This is a genomic window from Lentzea sp. NPDC102401 (assembly GCF_044765805.1).
Classification (GTDB): Bacteria; Actinomycetota; Actinomycetes; order Mycobacteriales; family Pseudonocardiaceae; genus Lentzea; species Lentzea sokolovensis.
Genome location: NZ_JBIWKS010000011.1, coordinates 141454 through 161157, shown reverse-complemented (window position 1 = coordinate 161157; position 19704 = coordinate 141454). Strand labels below are relative to the sequence as shown.

20 protein-coding genes are annotated in these 19704 nt (G+C 67.7%); 12 read left to right on the top strand and 8 right to left on the bottom strand.

The window, feature by feature from the left end; translation table 11 throughout:
- Positions 1-36 precede the first annotated feature (36 nt).
- A complete protein-coding gene (locus ACIRG5_RS33120) occupies positions 37-1179 on the bottom strand; it encodes a sensor histidine kinase (RefSeq protein ID WP_402912052.1) in 1143 nt (380 codons plus the stop codon).
- Positions 1176-1835: a response regulator transcription factor gene (locus ACIRG5_RS33115; protein ID WP_402912049.1), complete on the bottom strand. Its 660-nt coding sequence runs from the start codon at positions 1833-1835 to the stop codon at positions 1176-1178. The genes ACIRG5_RS33120 and ACIRG5_RS33115 overlap by 4 nt, the downstream gene beginning before the upstream one ends.
- Before the next feature lie 89 nt (positions 1836-1924).
- Here ACIRG5_RS33115 and ACIRG5_RS33110 point away from each other — a divergent pair, with 89 nt between their 5' ends.
- The 4 genes from ACIRG5_RS33110 to ACIRG5_RS33095 are packed head-to-tail and all read left to right on the top strand — an operon-like array spanning position 1925 to position 5248.
- Complete coding sequence (locus ACIRG5_RS33110; RefSeq protein ID WP_402912046.1) at positions 1925-2410, top strand: hypothetical protein; 486 nt, start codon at positions 1925-1927, stop codon at positions 2408-2410.
- Positions 2407-3459 carry a peptidoglycan-binding protein gene (locus tag ACIRG5_RS33105; protein WP_402912043.1) on the top strand — a complete coding sequence of 351 codons (1053 nt, stop codon included), beginning with the start codon at positions 2407-2409 and terminating at the stop codon, positions 3457-3459. Before ACIRG5_RS33110 ends, ACIRG5_RS33105 begins: the two co-directional genes overlap by 4 nt.
- Positions 3456-4106 carry an ABC transporter ATP-binding protein gene (locus ACIRG5_RS33100; RefSeq protein WP_402912040.1) on the top strand — a complete coding sequence of 217 codons (651 nt, stop codon included), beginning with the start codon at positions 3456-3458 and terminating at the stop codon, positions 4104-4106. The genes ACIRG5_RS33105 and ACIRG5_RS33100 overlap by 4 nt, the downstream gene beginning before the upstream one ends.
- A gap of 29 nt (positions 4107-4135) precedes the next feature.
- Complete coding sequence (locus ACIRG5_RS33095) at positions 4136-5248, top strand: ABC transporter permease (protein ID WP_402912634.1); 1113 nt, start codon at positions 4136-4138, stop codon at positions 5246-5248.
- 60 nt (positions 5249-5308) lie between these two features.
- Here ACIRG5_RS33095 and serC read toward each other — a convergent pair whose 3' ends face one another.
- The 5 genes from serC to ACIRG5_RS33070 form a co-directional block, all read right to left on the bottom strand.
- Complete coding sequence (serC, locus tag ACIRG5_RS33090; protein ID WP_402912037.1) at positions 5309-6436, bottom strand: phosphoserine transaminase; 1128 nt, start codon at positions 6434-6436, stop codon at positions 5309-5311.
- 112 nt (positions 6437-6548) lie between these two features.
- A complete protein-coding gene (locus ACIRG5_RS33085; protein WP_402912034.1) occupies positions 6549-7151 on the bottom strand; it encodes a response regulator in 603 nt (200 codons plus the stop codon).
- Positions 7148-8203 (bottom strand): sensor histidine kinase, encoded by a 1056-nt coding sequence (locus ACIRG5_RS33080; RefSeq protein WP_402912031.1) that lies wholly within the window; start codon positions 8201-8203, stop codon positions 7148-7150. The genes ACIRG5_RS33085 and ACIRG5_RS33080 overlap by 4 nt, the downstream gene beginning before the upstream one ends.
- On the bottom strand, positions 8182-8982 hold the full coding sequence (locus tag ACIRG5_RS33075; RefSeq protein WP_402912028.1) for an ABC transporter permease: 801 nt from the start codon (positions 8980-8982) through the stop codon (positions 8182-8184). The genes ACIRG5_RS33080 and ACIRG5_RS33075 overlap by 22 nt, the downstream gene beginning before the upstream one ends.
- Positions 8979-9803 (bottom strand): ABC transporter ATP-binding protein, encoded by an 825-nt coding sequence (locus tag ACIRG5_RS33070; RefSeq protein ID WP_402912025.1) that lies wholly within the window; start codon positions 9801-9803, stop codon positions 8979-8981. Before ACIRG5_RS33070 ends, ACIRG5_RS33075 begins: the two co-directional genes overlap by 4 nt.
- 144 nt (positions 9804-9947) lie before the next feature.
- Here ACIRG5_RS33070 and ACIRG5_RS33065 point away from each other — a divergent pair, with 144 nt between their 5' ends.
- The 8 genes from ACIRG5_RS33065 (at position 9948) to ACIRG5_RS33030 (ending at position 18852) form a co-directional block, all read left to right on the top strand.
- Complete coding sequence (locus ACIRG5_RS33065) at positions 9948-10547, top strand: urease subunit gamma (RefSeq protein WP_330271246.1); 600 nt, start codon at positions 9948-9950, stop codon at positions 10545-10547.
- Positions 10544-12226: an urease subunit alpha gene (locus ACIRG5_RS33060; RefSeq protein ID WP_402912022.1), complete on the top strand. Its 1683-nt coding sequence runs from the start codon at positions 10544-10546 to the stop codon at positions 12224-12226. The genes ACIRG5_RS33065 and ACIRG5_RS33060 overlap by 4 nt, the downstream gene beginning before the upstream one ends.
- Positions 12223-12834 (top strand): urease accessory protein UreF, encoded by a 612-nt coding sequence (locus tag ACIRG5_RS33055; RefSeq protein ID WP_402912632.1) that lies wholly within the window; start codon positions 12223-12225, stop codon positions 12832-12834. The genes ACIRG5_RS33060 and ACIRG5_RS33055 overlap by 4 nt, the downstream gene beginning before the upstream one ends.
- The gene (ureG, locus tag ACIRG5_RS33050) at positions 12797-13459 is read left to right on the top strand and encodes an urease accessory protein UreG (protein ID WP_402912019.1); all 663 of its coding nucleotides are present in this window, start codon (positions 12797-12799) and stop codon (positions 13457-13459) included. Before ACIRG5_RS33055 ends, ureG begins: the two co-directional genes overlap by 38 nt.
- A 10-nt stretch (positions 13460-13469) precedes the next feature.
- Positions 13470-14171 (top strand): urease accessory protein UreD, encoded by a 702-nt coding sequence (locus tag ACIRG5_RS33045; RefSeq protein WP_402912017.1) that lies wholly within the window; start codon positions 13470-13472, stop codon positions 14169-14171.
- Positions 14172-14326: 155 nt separating this feature from the next.
- Positions 14327-14983 carry a pyridoxamine 5'-phosphate oxidase gene (pdxH, locus tag ACIRG5_RS33040; RefSeq protein ID WP_319975758.1) on the top strand — a complete coding sequence of 219 codons (657 nt, stop codon included), beginning with the start codon at positions 14327-14329 and terminating at the stop codon, positions 14981-14983.
- Between the two features lie 612 nt (positions 14984-15595).
- On the top strand, positions 15596-17530 hold the full coding sequence (gene asnB, locus ACIRG5_RS33035; RefSeq protein ID WP_402912014.1) for an asparagine synthase (glutamine-hydrolyzing): 1935 nt from the start codon (positions 15596-15598) through the stop codon (positions 17528-17530).
- A gap of 59 nt (positions 17531-17589) precedes the next feature.
- Positions 17590-18852 carry an MFS transporter gene (locus ACIRG5_RS33030; RefSeq protein WP_319975756.1) on the top strand — a complete coding sequence of 421 codons (1263 nt, stop codon included), beginning with the start codon at positions 17590-17592 and terminating at the stop codon, positions 18850-18852.
- Here the strand turns inward: ACIRG5_RS33030 and ACIRG5_RS33025 are convergent.
- Positions 18836-19630, bottom strand: a complete 795-nt coding sequence (locus ACIRG5_RS33025) for a hypothetical protein (protein ID WP_402912011.1) — start codon at positions 19628-19630, stop codon at positions 18836-18838. The two genes, ACIRG5_RS33030 and ACIRG5_RS33025, sit on opposite strands and share 17 nt — an antisense overlap.
- Between the last annotated feature and the right edge of the window lie 74 nt (positions 19631-19704).

Below are 19704 nucleotides of genomic sequence, written 5' to 3'. Positions count from 1 at the left end.
GGAGACTCGCCGATATCTCTACGTGATCTTGCCAGTTCACGAGGCCTGTCGCACGCCCGTTTCCGGAAGATTCACCTGGACCACGAGTCCGCCTCCCCCGTTCGGGCGAGCCCTGGCCGAACCCTGATGAGCCTTCGCCACGGACTGCACGATCGACAGGCCGAGGCCGGATCCGGCGGTCCCGGTGCGGTCGCGGAGCCGGCGGAACGGCTCGAACAATCCGGGTACTGCCTGGGCAGGCACGGTGGGACCGGTGTTGGTGACGATCAGTTCTTGATCAAGCCTCACGGAGACGGAGCCGCCCGGCTTATTGTAGAGCACCGCGTTGCGCAACAGGTTGCCGACGAGCTGGGCAAGTAGGACCGGATCGCCGTCCACCAGATACCTGCGAGTCCGAACCTCAAACGTGACTTTTTTCTCCGAGGCCAGCGCGGCGCACGACTCCACTTCGTCGTCGATGATCTCGTCCAGCCACACAAGCTCACGCGTGGCGAGCCCGCGGTCACTGCGAGCGAGCAGGAGCAGCCCGTCGATGAGCTTCTCGCTTCGCTCGTTGGTGTCGAGCAGATGCGCTCCGAGACGGCGGATCTCGTCCGACGCGCCGGGGTCGCCCAACGCCACCTCGATCAACGTGCGCTGCACTGCCAACGGCGTGCGCAGCTCGTGCGAGGCGTTCGCGACGAACCGCTTCTGGCTGTCGAACGACGACGCGAGCCGGTCGAGCATCCCGTCGAACGTGTCCGCGAGCTCCTTCAGCTCGTCCGGCGGCCCGTCCAGCTCGATGCGCTGGTCCAGCCGCTCGGCCTCCAGCCGGTGCGCGGTCGAGGTGATCGAGTGCAACGGTGCCAGCACCCGTCCGGCCACGACCCAGCCGAGCCAGACGGCGATCACCGCGGCCACCAGCAGCGCGATGATCGACTGCCACAGGACCGTGCTCATCGTGCTGGCTTTGATCTGCTCGCCGGTGAACACCGCGGTGTCGGTCGGGAGCTCGCCCGCCGCGACCGCCGTGTAGCCGGAGTACGGGTCGACCAGCTCCGCCGGCACCGTCCTGGCCATCGCCACGCCGTCGCCCGGCGTCCACTCGGCGAGCAGCCAGTAGTTGAGCCCGATCAGCGCGATGCCCGCGATCAGGAACACCCCGGCGTACCAGGCCGTCAGCCTGGTCCGGAGCGTCATGAGCCGAACCGGTAGCCGGCACCGGGCACGGTCTGGATGACCTGCGGCGCGCCCAGCTTGCGGCGCAGCGTCATCACCGCCACCCGCACGGCGTTCGTGAACGGGTCCGCGTGCTCGTCCCAGGCCTTCTCCAGCAGCTCCTCGGGACTCACCACGTTGCCCTCCGCCCGCATCAGCACCTCCAGCACGGCGAACTCCTTCGGGGACAGCGGCAGGAACGTCCCGCCGCGCGACGCCTGGTGCCGCGGCAGGTCGAGCGTCACGCCGGCCCGTTCGAGCACCGGCGGCAGGGCGGGCCGAGCCCGGCGGCCCAGCGCCTGCACGCGGGCCACGAGCTCGGCGAACGCGAACGGCTTGGTCAGGTAGTCGTCGGCGCCGAGCCCGAGCCCGGCCACCCGATCGTCCACTTCGGCCGCCGCCGTCAGCATCAGCACCCGCGCCTCGCCGCCGGTCGCGTGCACCGCCTTGCACACCTCGTCACCGTGCACGAGGGGCAGGTCGCGGTCGAGCACCACGACGTCGTACGCGTGCACGCCCACCCGTTCCAGCGCCGCCTCGCCGTCGTAACAGACGTCGACCGCCATCGAGAACCTGCGCAACCCCTCGGCGATCGTGTCCGCGAGCAACCGTTCGTCCTCGACCACCAGCACACGCATGACGCCTATTTTCCGCGTAACAGGCATAAGCGCCGGATAAGGCCTTTCGCTTAACGCCGCCGAATGGCGCTCTCCGTAGACCTGTCCCCATGAAATCCACCATCGCAGTGTTGCTGGGCCTGCTCCTGGCGCTCACCGCCTGCGGGTCGAAAGAGCAGCCTGCCGCCCAGAAGGACGAGAAGGGCGACATGGTCAAGTTCGCCCAGTGCATGCGGGACAACGGCATCGACATGCCGGACCCGAAGGAGGACGGCGGGGGCGTCGGCATCACGATCGGCGGCGAGGACGGTGCGGCCCTCGACCCGGAGAAGATGAAGACCGCCCACGAGGCCTGCAAGCAGCACCTGCCCAACGGTGGCGAGTTCAAGCCGCCGTCGCCGGAGGAGCAGGACAAGATGCGCCAGAACGCGAAGTGCATGCGGGACAGGGGTTACAACTGGCCGGACCCGAAGTTCGAGGGCGGCGGCATGGGCGAGGCGATCGAGCTGCCCGACATGGAGGACGACAAGGTCAAGCAGGACATGAAGGACTGCGGCATGGGTGAAGGCATGGTCGCTGCGAGGCCCGTCGGATGAAGCGCTACGTGAACAGGAAGGTCGTCGTCGCAGCACTCGTCGTCGCCGTGGTGCTCGGCACAGGTGGGGTCGTGGTGCTCACCAGGATCGCGTCCAACCAGGCCAACGCCGCACCGTTGCAGAACGATCCGTCGAAGACCACGCCGGTGAAGAAGACCAACCTCGCCGACCAGCAACAGGTGACCGGCCAGCTCGGCTTCGGTGCGGAAAGGGCTCTGGCCAGCCGGAAAAGTGGCACCGTCACCGGGTTGCCGAAGCAGGGCGACGTCATCGAGCAGGGCAAACCGGTGTTCTTCTCGGACGCCAAGCCCGTGCCGTTGTTCTACAGCTCGATGCCGCTCTACCGCGATCTCGAATCGGGCATGTCGAACGGGCCCGATGTCAAGGTGGTGGAGGAGAACCTCGCCGCACTCGGGTTCCAGGACTTCGGCGCCCCCGACGAGAAGTTCACGTACTACACGGCCACCGCGCTGAAGAAGTGGCAGAAGGCCAACGGCCTGGAGCAGACCGGAAAGCTCGGCGCCGGTGACGTGATCGTCCAACCAGGAGCGATCCGGGTGTCCTCGCTGACCGCCCAACTCGGCGCCCCCGCCGGCGGCGACCTGATGAAGGTCACCGGCACCGAACGCGCGGTGACCGTCGAGCTGGAGCAGTCCAAGCAGCGCCTCGCCAAGCAGGGCGAGAAGGTCGAGCTGTCGATCACCGGCGGCAAGCCCACCACCGGCACGATCACCGGCATCACCCGCACCACCGGCGACCCGAACCAGGGCTCCAAGCCGAAGATCGTGCTGACGATCTCCGTCGACGACCCCAAGGCCGCCGAGGGCATCGAGACCGGCAGCGTCACCGCGCTCTTCACGGTGTCGAAGAAGCAGAACGTGCTCGCGGTCCCGATCGGCGCGCTGCTCGCGTTGAACGAGGGCGGCTACGGCGTGGTCGCCGAGGACGGCAGGACCATCCCGGTCACCGTCGGCATCTTCGCCAAGGGCCAGGTCGAGGTGCAGGGCGAGGGCCTGCGCGAGGGCATGAAGGTGGTGACCACCGAGTGATCACCGTCGACCACGCGAGCCGGACGTATCCCGGTGGTGTGCAGGCGTTGCGCGACGTCTCCCTGACCGTCGGGGGCGGGGAGATGCTCGCGATCGTGGGGCCGTCCGGCTCGGGCAAGTCGACGCTGCTGCACCTGATGGGCACGCTCGACAAGCCGACAGCCGGCAAGGTCGAGATCGACGGCAACGACATCTCCACCTTGTCCGACAACGCTTTGTCGGCGCTGCGGGCGCGCACGATCGGGTTCGTGTTCCAGCAGTTCTTCCTCACCGACGGGCTGTCGGCGATCGAGAACGTGGCCTCCGGACTCGTCTACGCCGGTGTGCCCCGCTCGAAGAGACGGGCCATGGCGATGTCCGCTTTGGACAGAGTCGGCCTGATCCACCGCGCGCTGCACAAGCCGCACGAGCTGTCCGGCGGTGAACGTCAGCGGGTCGCGATCGCCCGGGCCGTGGTGAACACGCCGGGAATCCTGCTGGCCGACGAGCCGACCGGAAACCTGGACACGAAGAACGGCGCGGGTGTGCTGGAGTTGCTGGAGAGCCTCAACTCCGACGGCACGACGGTCGTGATGATCACGCACGACCGGGACATCGCGGCGTGGGCGCCGCGCCGCGTTGAAGTGCGGGACGGAGTGATCGTGTGATCGACCTCTTGCGCCTGGGCTTCTTCGGGATGCGGACCCGCCCGATCCGCGCGGTGCTGTCCGCACTGGGCATCGCGATCGGCATCGCCGCCGTGGTCGCGGTCGTCGGCATCCCGGCCTCCAGCGCCGCCGCGTTGAAGGAGAAGATGTCCAAGCTGGGCACCAACCTCCTGACCGCCGCGCCGGGCCAGGACTTCTTCGGCCAGGACGCGAAGCTGCCGGAGACGGCGGTGCCGATGGCCAAGCGGATCGGCGCCGTGTCGGCGGCCAGCGCCACCGGCAAACTGTCCGCGAGCGTCCGCAAGAACGACCTCGTGCCGACCAGCGACACGCTCGGGTTGCAGGTGCAGGCGGCGGAGAAGGACCTGCTCAAGGTGCTGGGCGCCGAGGTCCGCGAGGGCCGGTGGCTGTTGCCGGGTGAGAAGTCGGTGGTGCTCGGGGGCACCGCGGCCTCGCGCCTGGGGATCGACAAGCCCGGTGTGCAGCTGTGGATCGACGGTCAGTGGTTCACCGTGGTCGGCATCCTGGGGCCGCTGCCGCTCGCGCCGGAGATCGACAGGTCCGCGCTGATCGGCTGGGACGCGGCCAAGGAGGCGTTCGGGTTCGAGGGCAACGCGAACACGGTCTACGTGCGCACGTCCCCTGACCAGGTCGACAACGTCCGCAACCTGCTCGGTCCGACGTTGAACCCGCAGAAGTCCAACGAGGTCAAGGTTTCCCGGCCGTCCGAGGCGCTGGAAGCGCAGCAGCTGGCCGAGAGTTCCTACAACGCGCTGTTCCTGGGATTGGGCGGAGTCGCGTTGTTGGTGGGTGGCGTCGGCGTGGCGAACACGATGGTGATCTCGGTGCTGGAACGACGCAGGGAGATCGGTCTGCGGCGGGCGCTCGGGGCGACCCGGCGGCAGATCCGGTGGCAGTTCCTCACCGAGTCGGTGTTGTTGTCCGGTCTTGGCGGACTGGTCGGCGTGATCGTGGGAATCGCGGTCACGGCCGGATATTCGATCAGTCAGCAATGGCCGGCGGCACTGCCGTGGCCGGCCCTGCTCGGGGGAGTGGGTTCGGCGATCCTCATCGGCGCCATCGCCGGCGTCTATCCCGCGGTGCGGGCGGCACGTCAGTCGCCCACGGAAGCACTTGCCTGAGGGGAACGCGGGGGCCCTACGTTTCCTTCAGGGAAACGTAGGGCCCCCGCGTTCCGCATTTCAGAGCTGGCCGACGACCCAGTCGATCGCCTGCGTCAGGATCGTGACGTCGTTCGGCTCGATGGCCGGGAACATCGCGACGCGCAGCTGGTTCTTGCCGAGCTTGCGGTACGGCTCGACGTCCACGATGCCGTTGGCGCGCAACACCTTCGCGACCACGGCCGCGTCCACGTCGTCGGAGAAGTTGATCGTGCCGACGACCTGCGAGCGGTCAGCGGCCTTCTCGACGTACGGCGTGGTGTAGGCGGTCTTCTCGGCCCAGTCGTACAGGCGGTCCGAGGAGTCCTTCGTGCGCGCGACGGACCAGTCGAGGCCGCCGTTGCCGTTGATCCAGTCGATCTGGTGCGCCAGCAAGAAGAGCGTGGCGACCGACGGCGTGTTGTACGTCTGGTCCTTGGTCGAGTTGTCGAGCGCGGTCGGCAGCGACAGGAACTCCGGCACCCAGCGGTCCTTGAGCTCGTCGACGCGAGCCAGTGCGGCGGGCGACATCAGCGCGAGCCACAGGCCGCCGTCCGAGGCGAACGACTTCTGCGGCGCGAAGTAGTAGACGTCGAAGTCCTCAGCCTTCACCGGCAGGCCACCGGCAGCGGACGTCGCGTCGATCGCGATCAGCGCGTCGCCGGAACCCTCGATGCGGGTGACGGGCATCGCGACACCGGTCGAGGTCTCGTTCTGCGCCCAGCCGACCAGGTCGGCGCCCTCGGCGTAGAAGAGCTCCGGCGTGGTGCCCGGCTCGGCCTTGGTGACCAGGGAGTCCTTCAGGAACGGTGCGGTCTGCGTGACCTTCGCGAACTTGGAGGAGAACTCGCCGTTGGTGAAGTGCTGCGCGGTCTCGCGGACCAGCCCGAACGACGCCGCGTCCCAGAACGCCGTGGTGCCACCGTTGCCGAGCACGACCTCGTAGCCGTCCGGCAGCTGGAACAACTCGCGCAGTCCTGAGCGGACGCGGCCGACGAGGTTCTTGACGGGCTTCTGCCGGTGGGACGTGCCGAGCAGCGCCGCACCCTCGGAAGCGAGAGCCGCGACGGCCTCGGGACGCACCTTGGACGGTCCACAGCCGAAGCGGCCGTCAGACGGCTTGAGCTCGGCGGGAAGCACCAACGAGGTCGGATCGGCGGTCTGGGTCATGTGGTCACGCCTCCGGGGCGATTGACGAGCTTCAGGGACCTGACCGGCGCCGTTGCCGGAGCTCACAGTGTTGCAGGCCGGTGGCCGGGAGGTGACAGCCGGGTGTCCTGGGTCACTGCAACATGCCGCGATCCATCGCCGTCGTGACCGCCGCGGTGCGGTCCGACACCCCGAGCTTGTTGAACACCCGCAACAGGTGAGTCTTCACGGTCGCCTCGGAGATGAACAACGTCCTTCCGATCTCGGCGTTGGACATCCCCTTGGCCACCAACTTCAGCACCTCCGCCTCGCGCGCCGATAGAGGCGGGGTGCGCACCTGCCCGACGACCTTCGCGACCATCGACGGCGCCAGCACGGTCTCGCCGCGCGCCGCCGCGCGGATCGCCGCGATGAGGTCCTCGGTCGTCGAGTCCTTGAGCAGGTACCCGGACGCGCCGGCCTCGACCGCGCGAAGAATGTCCGAATCCGTCTCGTACGTCGTGAGGACCAGGACACGCGGACCGGTTCCGACGATCTTCGCGGTAGCGGCCACACCGTCCATTTCGGGCATTCGCAGGTCCATCAGCACGACGTCCGGCCTGAGCAGGGCGGCCTGGGCGATCGCCTCCTGGCCCGAACCCGCGTCGCCGACGACCTCCAGATCGTCCGCGACGAGCATGCCCTTCAAGCCCTGACGCACCACGGGATGGTCGTCCACCAGCAGAATCCTGATCACAGCGGTACCTCCACCAGCACGGACGCCCCCTCGTCGCTCGACAGCGAGAGCGTGCCACCCACCTGTTCCAGCCTCGCGCGCATGCCCCGCAGGCCGAAGCCCTCCGGGGCGTCCCCGAACCCGCGCCCGTCGTCGCGCACCTCCAGCGACACGCTGTCCTCGTCGAACCTCATCACCACGTCGACCCGCGAGGCGCCGGAATGCCGTGCCACGTTGTGCAACGCCTCCTGGACAGTCCGCAGCAGCACCACTTCGGCCGAGGTCTGCAACCCGACCGCGTCGCCGATCACCCGGAACGTCGACGGCAGCGCGCTCCCGGAGACCAACCGCCGCAACGCGTCCTCCAGCGTCGAACCGTCCAAAGGCGACGGTGCGTTCGACGCGACCAGTGCCCGTGCCTCGCGCAGGTTCTCCCGCGCGGTCCGCAACGCCAGCTCGACGTTCGGCTGCGCGCCCTGCAACAGCGTGATGATCGACGTGAAGCCCTGCGCCAGCGTGTCGTGGATGTCCGCCGACCACCGTGCCCGCTCTGCCTCGATGGTCAGCGACTCGATGCGTTGCAGCAGCTCACCGCGCTGCTGGCTCTGCGTCGCGATCCGGCTGATGGCCCACCCGAACGCCTGGGAGAAGCCGATGATCAGCAGCGCCGCCGGCCATGGCAGCGCGGGGACGGCACCCGCGGCCCAGGTGAGGATCTGCGGTGTCAGCACGAACAACACCATCGGGACGAACGCCCACGCGAGCGGCAGCACCATGTAGACCTGCGGGACCAGGCCGAACAGGGCGAAGGTGGCGTTGCCGCTGAACCAGACCGCCGGTGCGAACGTGGCGAGCGAACCGGCCGCGTAGACGAAGCCGTGCCAGTCGTCGTCCCCCCGGACGACCAGGCGCCTGCCGTAGAGCAGGAACCACACACCGTTCAAGCACAACAACCCCGCCGCAGTCAGGCGGTCGGCGAGGCTGTTGTTGTCGATCAGGACGAGCACCAGAGCGGTGATCTGGGTGATCGCGAAGAGCACGTACCAGGTGATCAGCTGGCGGTGTTGCTCCACTTGAAAGTCCTGCTCACGAGTACCAGGCCGCCGATCGTCCACGCCCCCAGCACCAGCGCGATCCTGCCGAGCTCCCATGATCCCGCCGCCTCCATGACCGCATAGCCGTCGTTCAGTGCGAACACCGAGCGGAAACCCTGACACACCCACTTGAGCGGGAAGAGCGAACCCGTCACGCGCAGGGACTCCGGCAGCGCCGCCTGGCTGATGAAAACACCCGAGAGGAACTGCAACACGATGTAGGGCAGGTTCAGCACGCCCGCCGCGTTCCGGGTGGACTTGGCGATCGAGCTGAGCGCGACGCCGATCAGCGAGCACGAGATGACGCCGAGCACGAACACCCAGCCGAACGTGAACCACTTCTCCGCGGTCGACGGCAGTGCGACGTCGAACCGCAGCATCGCGACGATCATCAGCAGCACGGCCTCGAACAGGCTCGACACGAAGACCAGGATGATCTTGCCGATGAAGTAGGACGTGAACGGCATCGGCGTGCCGCGCAGGCGCTTGAGCGTGCCGTCCTCGCGGTCGGCCACGACGCTCATGCCGAGTCCGACGAACGACGTCGAGATGATGCCGGCGCCGATCATGCTGGCCGCGAACATCTGGCCCTGCGCGGCCTCGTGCACGTAGACGGTGCCGAGCAGCAGCATCAGGATCGCGGGCAGCGACACCGTGAAGATGAGGTTTTCCTTCTGCCGGAAGAACTCCCGCAGCTCGGTCGCACCCCTCGAGAGACCGAGCGACAGGGTTCCGGGCAGAGCCACCGCGGTGGTCATTTGATCAGCTCCAGGTAGACGTCTTCCAGCGACGGGCGGGTGACGGTGAGTTCGGCGAGCTCGCCGTTGCGGGACAGCTCGGCGATCGCCTTGGTGGGTTCGGAGGTCTTGATCTCCGTGTAACCGCGGTCGGACATCCAGCGCACGGTTGCGTCGGCGTGCGCACGGCCGCCGAGCGTCTGTGGCGTGCCCTCGGCGACGATCTTCCCTCCGGCGAGCACGGCGACGCGGTCGGCGAGCGCCTCCGCCTCGTCCAGGTAGTGCGTGGTCAGCAGGATCGTGGTGCCTTCGGAGGCCAGCAGCTTGATCAGGCTCCAGAACTGGCGGCGCGCCTCGGGGTCGAAGCCGGTGGTCGGCTCGTCGAGGAACACGAGCTCCGGGCGGCCGATGATGCCGAGCGCGACGTCGAGCCGGCGCCGCTGACCACCGGACAACGTGCCGCCGCGGGACTTGGCCTTCTCGGTGAGTCCGACGAGGTCGATGACCTCGTCCGGGTCACGCGGGTCGCCGTAGTACCTGGAGTAGTGGTGGACGGCTTCGCGGACCGTCAAGGTCGCGGCGTCCGTCGCGCTCTGCAGGACGATGCCGAGCTTGGAACGCCACTCCCTGCTGCCCTTGGCCGGGTCGACGCCCAGCACGCTGACCTCACCGGCGTCGCGGTCGCGGTGCCCCTCCAGGATCTCGACGCTGGTGGTCTTGCCGGCGCCGTTCGGGCCGAGGACCGCGAACACCTCGCCCCGTGCGACGTCGAGGTCCACCCCTGCCACCGCCTGGTGGCCCTTGTAGGCCTTCTTCAGGCCCCTCACTCGGATCGCGTTCATGGGGTGAATCCTGCGTTTTCGAGGGGGTTCGGCGGGACGACCGTGCCGCTGACCCCGGTTGTCAACCGGTCGGTGGACACGCGACCGTGTTTCAGCCGTGTTTCCACTCCTCGATAGGCCGCTTTCGCGTGTTAGAACAGCCGGGTGCATCTGACGCCGCATGAACGGGACAAGCTCCTCGTGCACGTCGCCGCTGACGTGGCACGGAGGAGGCTCGAACGCGGGGTGCTGCTCAACTACCCCGAGGCCGTCGCGCTGATCACCGACCACGTGCTGGAGGGCGCGCGGGACGGCCGCACTGTCAGCGAGCTCATGGAGAGCGGGCGGACCGTGCTCGCGCCGGAGCAGGTCATGCGAGGCATACCGGAGATGATCGACTCGGTGCAGGCGGAGGCGACCTTCCCGGACGGCACCAAGCTCGTCACCGTGCACCATCCGATCGCGCCTTCCGCCGGTCCGGCGCCGGGCGAGGTGATCGTCGGTTCCGAGCCCGTCGAGCTGAATCCCGGCCGGCCGCGCGTGACGATGGTCGTCGTGAACGTCGCCGACCGGCCCGTCCAGGTCGGGTCGCACTTCCACTTCGCCTCGGTCAACACGGGGCTGTCGTTCGACCGCGAGGCCGCGTTCGGCTACCGCCTGGACATCCCGGCGGGCACGGCCGTGCGCTTCGAGCCGGGGGTCGAGCGCGAGGTCACGCTGGTTCCGCTGGCGGGACTGAGGATCGTCAGGGGGCTGCAGCGATGATCGACCGCGAGCGTTACGCCGAGCTGCTCGGGCCGACGGTCGGCGACCGGATCCGGCTCGCCGACACCGACCTGTTCATCGAGGTCACCGAGGACCGTTCGCGCGGCGCCGGCTCCGGCGACGAGGTGATCTTCGGCGGTGGCAAGGTGATCCGCGAGTCGATGGGGCAGGGCGTCGCGACCCGTGCCGAGGGCGCTCCCGACCTGGTCATCACGGGTGCGGTGATCCTCGACCACTGGGGTGTCGTCAAGGCCGACGTCGGCGTGCGGGACGGCCGGATCGTCGCGATCGGCAAGGCAGGCAACCCGGACACGATGGACGGCGTCCACCCGTCGCTGGTCATCGGGCCGTCGACGGAGATCCTGTCCGGCAACGGCAAGATCCTGACCGCGGGCGGCATCGACTGCCACGTCCACTTCATCTGCCCGCAGATCGTGGACGAGGCGCTGGCGTCCGGGCTGACGACGTTGATCGGCGGCGGCACCGGCCCGGCGGAGGGCACGAAGGCCACCACCGTCACGCCCGGCGCCTGGTACCTCGACCGCATGCTGACGTCGATGGACCACATGCCGGTCAACGTTCTGCTGCTGGGCAAGGGGAACACGGTCTCCGTCGAAGGCCTGCGCGAGCAGCTCGCCGGCGGGGCCGGTGGGTTCAAGCTGCACGAGGACTGGGGCACGACGCCCGCCGCGATCGACGCCTGCCTTCGGGTGGCGGACGAGTCGGGTGTGCAGGTCGCGATCCACACGGACACGTTGAACGAGGCCGGGTTCCTGGAGTCCACCGTGGACGCCATCGCCGGCCGGTCGATCAACGCCTACCACTCGGAAGGTGCCGGTGGCGGGCACGCGCCGGACATCATCCGCGTGGTGTCCCTGCCGAACGTGCTGCCGTCGTCCACCAATCCGACGCGGCCGCACACCGTCAACACGCTCGAAGAACACCTCGACATGCTGATGGTCTGCCACCACCTCAACCCGTCCGTGCCGGAGGACCTGGCGTTCGCGGAGTCGCGCATCAGGCCGACCACGATCGCGGCCGAGGACGTGCTGCACGACCTGGGCGCGATCTCGATGATCTCGTCGGACTCGCAGGCGATGGGCCGCGTCGGCGAGGTGATCATCCGGACCTGGCAGACCGCGCACGTGATGTCGTCGCGTCGTTCGCTGGACTCGAACCTGCGGGCTCAGAGGTACGTCGCCAAGTACACGATCAACCCCGCTGTGGCACACGGGATCGCGTCCGAGGTCGGGTCGGTCGAGGTCGGCAAGCTGGCCGATCTCGTGCTGTGGGAGCCCAAGTTCTTCGGTGTGCGGCCTTCGGTGGTGGTGAAGGGCGGGTTCATCGCGTGGGGCGCGATGGGTGACGCGAACGCCTCGATCCCGACGCCGCAGCCGGTGTGGGCGCGGCCGATGTTCGGGGCGACGGCTGGTGCGGCTTCCTCGGTGTTCTTCGTCGCGCCGGAGGCGATCGAGGCGGGGATCGGCGAGCGGTACGCGCGACAGGTGCTGCCGGTGTCCTCGACGCGGTCGGTGACCAAGGCCGACATGGTGCTGAACGACGCGATGCCGGACGTCCAGGTCGATCCGGACAGCTTCGCCGTGCACGTCGACGGTGAACTGGTCGAGCCCTCGCCGGTCGCGGAACTGCCGATGGCACAACGGTATTTCCTGTTCTGATGCTGACCGCGCTGATCCTCGCCGACTCCCGGTTCCCCGGTGGCGGCCACGTGCACTCCGGCGGGCTGGAGGAGGCCGCCGCGCGCGGGCTGGTCGTCGACGAGCCTTCGCTGCGGTCGTTCCTGCACGGGCGGTTGCTGGGTGCCGGGCTGCTGGCCGCTGGGTTCGCGGCTGCGGCGGCTCGCGGTGAGGACCTTGCGATGCTGGACGCGGAACTGGACGCCCGCACGCCGTCGCCTGCCCAGCGTTCCGCTTCGCGGGCGCAGGGGCGGGGGATGCTGCGGGCGGCTCGGCGGGCCTGGCCTTCCGCTCGGCTGGAGGCGTTGCCGCGCGATCCGCACCAGCCGCTGGTGATCGGGGTGTTGGTCGGTGAGCCGTTCGAGGCTGCTCTGACCTGCGCTTATCTTGCCGTCAGCGGGCCGGCGTCCGCGGCTGTCCGGCTGCTCGGGCTGGATCCGTTCGGGGTCAACGCGATCGTGGCTTCGCTTGCGGTGGAAGACGTTGCTTCGCGGGCCTGCAAGGAACTGCCCGCGCTGGGTTCGCCTGCCTTGGATCTTCTGGCCGAGGCACATGATCGACGTGAAGGGGTGCGTCTCTTTGGGAGCTAACCACGGGCCCGACCCGCATGATCACCACCACGGAGCCGCGCCGCGCATCGGCATCGGTGGGCCGGTGGGTAGCGGTAAGACGGCACTGACCGCTGCTTTGTGCCGCGCACTGGGTTCTCAGTTGGAACTCGCGGTCGTCACCAACGACATCTACACGACCGAGGACGCGGATTTTCTGCGGCGAGCCGGGGTGCTGGATCCGTCACGTGTTGAGGCCGTGCAGACCGGGTGCTGTCCGCACACGGCGATTCGCGACGACATCACCGCGAACCTTGATGCGGTGGAGCGATTGGAGCACCGGCATTCGTCGTTGGACTTGGTGATCATCGAGAGTGGCGGCGACAACCTGACCGCGGTGTTCTCACGTGGATTGGTCGATGCACAGATTTTCGTGGTGGACGTGGCCGGCGGGGACAAGGTGCCGCGCAAGGGTGGGCCTGGAGTCACCACTGCGGATCTGCTGGTCATCAACAAGATCGATTTGGCGCCGTACGTGGGCGCTGACATGGACGTGATGATCTCCGACGCGCACCGGATGCGCGGGGAGCTGCCGGTGATCGCGCAGTCGCTGGTCGAGACGCCCGATGCGCCCGAGGTCGCGAAGTGGGTGCTGGCCCAGCTGTGAAGGCGGTTCTGTGAAGGCAGCAGCACGGCTGGTGGTCACCTTGGACTCGCACGGCAACAGCGTCGTGCGAGTTCTGCGGTCGATGACACCGTTGACATTGGTGCCGCACCGGCGGGTGGGGCCGGTTGCCTTGGTGCACCTGGTTTCTTCGGTCACCGCGCCGTTGGGCGGCGATTCGTTGTCCCTGACCGTCGAAGTCGGTCCTGGAGCCTCGCTTGAGCTTCGAGGTGTTGCGGCGACCCTGTTGTTGCCCGGCTCGTCTGGCGCGGCTTCCTCGTCGGTCGTGCGGTTTTTGGTCGAGGGAACCGTGTCCTACCTGCCGGAACCGACCGTCGTAACGAGCCGTGCGCGTCACACCGCGGTGGTGGAGGCCGAATTGGACGGTCACGCACAGTTGCGAACTCGCGAGGTTCTGGTGCTCGGCCGGGCCGAGGAGAAGCCGGGCACGTTGTCTTCGACGATGCGCGCAACCCGTTGTGGCACGCCGTTGTTGCACCAGCAGCTGGTCGTGGGGGACGCGGAGGTCGACGCGTCCTCCGCGGGTCTGGCCGGTAAGCGGGTCGTCGGCACCGAGGTGGTCCTGGACTCGGCGGTGCGCGGTTCGGACGGCGGGGAGTGGTGGAGCGTCGTTCCGTTGGCAGCAGGCGGAACCCTTGCCACCGCACTGGGTGATGACGTGGTCACCGTCACACGTGCGCTCGATGCCATCTGATTCGATCACGGACTCGATCCAGAACTGTTCTTTGCACGGACAGTCACCGTTCAGGTGGTGGTCATCACCGCGCAGGCGGTTTCGGGATCCGTTCGCCGTGCGTATGGTCGCGGGTCCAGGGACCACGAGTTCTGCCGCCGCTTGGAGGTTCGCCGATGACGGAGACCACGAACATCGCACTACCGGCGATGCGCGTGTCCTACGAGCAGGGCTCGCTCAGCGAGTCGGAGCTTGCCGCCACCTGGCACGAACAGCTCCAGCTGTGGCTGGACGACGCGACCAACGCAGGCCTTGCCGAGCCGAACGCGATGGTGCTCGCCACGACTGACGTGAAGGGCCGTCCGTCGTCGCGGACCGTGTTGGCGAAGGGGTTGGATTCGCGTGGTCTCGTGTTCTTCACGAACTACACGTCCAACAAGTCGCACGATCTGATGGCCACTCGCTATGCGTCGGCCACCTTCCCGTGGTTCGCGATGCAGCGGCAGGCTCACGTGCGTGGGGTTGTGGAGAAGGTCGGGCCTGTGGAGACCGCTGAGTACTGGAACTCGCGGCCTCGGGGGTCGCAGATCGGGGCCTGGGCTTCGCCTCAGTCCCGGGTCGTGACCGGGCGGTCCACATTGGATTCTGCTCTGCACAAGATTGAGCGGCAGTTCGCCGATACCGAGAAGATTCCTGTGCCGCCGCATTGGGGTGGGTGGCGGATTCGGCCTGAAGAGGTCGAGTTCTGGCAGGGGCGGCGGGATCGGATGCATGACCGGTTGCGGTTCCGGGATGGTCGGGACGGGTGGAGTTTGGAGCGGGTCGCTCCGTAGGGCTTCGCCGGGGTAGGGCTTTTGCGGATGGGGTGTCTCCTGTGGGCGGGAGGCGCCCCTTTTGCTGTTTGCTGATCTTGTCGGACCCTCTGAGTAGGTTGAGTTGTAGGGGTTCCGAGATCGGGGGGACGCCTGCGTTAGCGTGCGTTCCCCTGTTGCGTTGGCGGGCCTGCGGTTGGGTGCTTCCCCTGGGGGCTCTGCCCCCAGACCCCCGGCAATCTGATCGGGGGGTGGCGCCGTGGGCGGGTTGATGGCACGCCTGTTGCGTTGGGCGGCTGCCTGTTGCTTTGAGGGTTGCGTTGGCGGTGGGGTCCCGTCACGAGCCGAACCAAGAGCGGGCCACATGCAGGTAGGGGTGTCAACTCGACGAAAAGCGTGTCGAGTTGACACCCCTACCTGCATGCAGCAGGAGCTGTGGCGCGACTCGTGACGGGACCCCACCGCCGGGCTCGCTCGGTAAGGACGGCTCGCCTTCGGCTTCGCGGGTGAGTGGGCTGGGGTGGCGGTGAACCTGACTGGTCGCTCAGGCGTCCTCAGGCTGCGGAGAATGTCCGATCCCGGCTTCGGCATACTGGGATTTCAGCAACAGCTAGCTACGAGGTGCGATTTCACGTGTGCGGAGTGCTCGGACTCATCTGTTCCACCGAAGCAGCTGCGGTCTCCGCGCGTGCCTCTGTGGCCGCAGCGCTGCGCTGCCAGCGGCACCGTGGGCCCGACGAGCAGGACACCTGGGCTGATGCTGAGGTCGTCTACGGGTTCAACCGGCTTGGATTCATCGATCTTGAGCACTCGCATCAGCCGCTGGTGTGGGGGCCGCCGGAGAACCCGACGCGGTACACGTTGAACTTCAACGGCGAGATCTACAACTACAAGGAGCTTCGTTCGGAGCTCATGCGGAAGTTCGGGGCCCAGTTCAAGACCAAGGGTGATGGTGAGGCCATCGTCGCCGGTTATCACTACCTCGGTGCTGACTGGGTCAAGATGTTGCGCGGCATGTTCGCGTTCATGATCTGGGACGCGCAGGAGCGGGTGGTCTTCGGCGCTCGCGATCCGTTCGGGATCAAGCCGTTGTACTGGGCCGCTGGGCCCGGCGGGGTCGGGTTCTCGTCCGAGAAGAAGAGCTTGCTGCAGCTGACCGGGGTTCTTGGCATCAGTCAGGAGCTGGACCAGACGGCGTTGCAGCACTACCTGGTGTTGCAGTACGTGCCTGAGCCTGAGTCGCTGCACAAGGCGATTCGGCGGGTGGAGTCCGGGACGTCGTTCAAGGTGTCGCCTGGTGGGCAGGTGCTGTTCAACCGGTACTTCAAGCCCGTGTTCAACCCCCGGCCCGTCAACGGGGCGCACGAGGCTGAGGCGCTGCACGAGCGCATTGCCGACGTCATGCGTGACTCGGTGTCCAAGCACATGATCTCGGACCCGGACGTCACGGTCGGTGCGTTCCTGTCGGGTGGGATCGACTCCACCGCCACTGCGACGTTGGCGAAGCTGCACAACCCGAACCTCATCGCGTTCACCAGCGGGTTTGATCGTGACGGGTACTCGGAGGTCGATGTTGCCGCGGAGACGGCGGCGGCCATCGGGGTGCGGCATGTGGTGAGGACCGTGTCGGCCGACGAGATGATGGAGGAGCTGCCGCTCATCCTCTGGTACCTCGACGACCCGGTGGCGGACCCGGCGTTGGTGCCGCTGTACTTCATCGCGAAGGAAGCGCGTAAGTACGTCAAGGCTGTGCTGTCCGGTGAGGGTGCGGACGAGCTGTTCGGTGGGTACGTGATCTATCACGAGCCGCTGTCGTTGGCGCCGTTCGAGAAGGTGCCCGGTGGCGTTCGGAAGTTGATGGGCGCGGTGTCGAAGTCCATTCCGGAGGGTGTGCGCGGTAAGGATCTCTTGCGGCGTGGGGCGCTTCGGCTGGAGGACCGGTACTACGGCAACGCGCGCAACTTCAGTGATGCGCAGGTGCGTGCGGTGTTTCCTGGGTACGTCGAAGGCGTGGGCTTCAAGGACGTCACAGCGCCTTGGTACCGCGAGTCGGAGGACTGGGATCCGGTCGCGCGCATGCAGCACATCGACCTCTACACGTGGTTGCGCGGCGACATCCTGGTCAAGGCCGACAAGGTGACCATGGCGAACTCGATCGAGCTGCGCGTGCCGTTCCTCGACCCCGAGGTGTTCCGGGTCGCGGCGGAGGTGCCGCTCGACCAGAAGCTCACCGAGGGTACGACCAAGTACGCGCTGCGCAAGGCGTTGGCGAAGATCATTCCGGCGCACGTGCTGAACCGGCCCAAGCTCGGGTTCCCGGTGCCGATCCGGTTGTGGCTGCGCGACGAGATGTACGACTGGGCGCGGGGGATCATCAACGACTCGCAGACCGGTCACCTGCTCGACAAGAACGCGGTTCTGGACCTGCTCGCCGAGCACAAGTCCGAGCAGTTCGACCGGAGCCGGCAGCTGTGGAGCCTGCTGTGCTTCATGATCTGGCACGGGATCTTCGTCGAGGGCCGGATCAGCCCGAAGGTGCCGGAGCCGGTCTACCCGGTGCGTCTCTGACGAGTGGTGTTGGCGACACAATCACATGAAGCGCTTGTTAGTTGCCATAGGCTAACCAAGTGGCCACTGTGGGGAGAAGCGCGCGCTCGACGTTCGTGATCGACACTCGTCCGTTGAAGATCGTCGCGTATCGCCGGTTGTGGCTCTCCACGATCGTGACGGCGGTGGGCTCCCAGCTCACCGCCGTTGCTGTGCCCAAGCAGGTCTACGACCTCACCGGCTCGTCCGCGTGGGTCGGCATCGCCGCTGGTGTCGCGCTCGTTCCGCTGCTCGTGTTCGGGCTGTGGGGTGGCGCGATCGCGGACACGGTCGACCGTCGCAAGCTGCTGCTCGTCACGAACATCGGCATCGCCGTCTCGTCGGTGCTGCTGTGGGCGCAGGCCGCGATGAACATCGGCTCGGTGTGGTTGGTGATCGCGTTGCTCGGCCTGCAGCAGGTCTTCTTCGCGGCCAACGCGCCGGCGCGGCAGGCCTCCATCGCCCGGCTGGTGCCTGCTGAGCTGTTGCCGTCGGCCGGTGCGCTCGGGTCGACCGTCATGCAGTTCGGCGCGGTGCTCGGGCCGTTGCTCGCGGGTGCGTTCATGCCGATCGTCGGGCTCTCGACGTTGTACCTGGTGGACGCCATCGCGCTCGTCGTGACGGTCTACGCGGTGTGGAAGCTGCCCGCGATGCCGCCGCTGGACGGGGTGGTGCGCCGCGCAGGGCTGCGGGACGTGCTGGCCGGCTTCACGTACCTGTGGGCGCAGAAGGTGCTGATGGCGAGCATGCTGCTGGACATCATCGCGATGGTGTTCGGCATGCCGCGGGCGCTGTTCCCGGAGATGGCCCAGCACACGTTCGGCGACCCGGCCGGTGGTGGGTTCGCGCTCGGCGTGCTGTTCGCGGCGATTCCGGTCGGCGCGGTGATCTGCGGACTCACGTCCGGCTGGATCTCGAACGTCAGTCGCCACGGGGTCGCGCTGACGCTCGCCGTGGTCGGTTGGGGTCTCGCGATCATGGGCTTCGGTCTTGCCGGGTCGATCTGGGTCGCGGCCGGATTCCTGGCGCTGGCGGGCGCGGCGGACATGGTGTCGATGGCGTTCCGCGGCGCGATCCTGCAGTCGGCGGCGACGGACGAGATGCGCGGGCGGATGCAGGGCGTCTTCATCGTCGTCGTCGCGGGTGGGCCGCGCATCGCGGACCTGTTGCACGGCACGGGTGGCGCCGCGTTCGGCACGGCCGCGGCGGTGTCGGTCGGTGGCCTGCTGGTGGTCGTGGCGTCCGTCGCGATGGTGGCGCTGCTGCCGGCGATCTGGCGCTACCGCGTCAGTTCCGCGAGCTGATCTCGGCCGGGTTCGGCTCGCTGATCTTCACATCGCTGCCCCAGTCGGAGAAGCGGGCCTCGTCGACGATCTGCACGCCCTGGAACTGGGTGACGAACGTGATGCGCACCGGCAGGCCGTTCTCGTCCAGCTCGATCTCACCGGTGGAGCCGGGGACCTTCTGGTCGAGCGCGAGCTTGACCTCGGCGCGCAGGGCCTCGTCCTTCAGGGTGTCGTAGGCCTTCTGGTAGTCGACGGCGATCGAGTAGCGCGTGTGGCCGTTGATCTCCGCGGTCAGCTTGAGCTCGCCGCCCGCCTCCATCACCGGCAGGTGATACGTCGTGAAGGCGGCCTGCTGGTAGACGACGTCGTGGAAGCCGAGCACCGTCGTGGTGAAGTCGTCGCCGGCCTTGCGGTCGAGCTTCACCCACGGCTTGTCGGCGGGCAGGCCGAAGACGGTGGCGGGCAGCTTCACGAACGCGGTGTCCTTCGTCGTCGAGAGCAGCCTCAGTTCGACCGCCTCGCCGTCGGTCTGCACGGGACGGGTGGTGGTCGCGTCCATGCTCGGAACCTCGCCGCCCAGCCGGATCGAGCCGCTGGACGGGGCTCGCACGCCGCCTCCCGTGGGCGGTGGCGTGATGCTGAAGCGGTAGGTCCCCTTCTCGTTGATCGACTTGGTCACCGCGGCGATGATGCTCTTCACGTCGCGGTGCTGGGAGTTGTTCTCGGCAGGCGTCGGGGACGAGCAGGCGGTCAGCGTCACGGCGGCGACGATCGCGAGTTTCAGTCGAACTCCCATGCGGGAATTGTTACACCAATTGGGTGAGGTGGGCGTCCGTTCGTGCTGGTGGCCAGGCACAACAGGCAGAATCT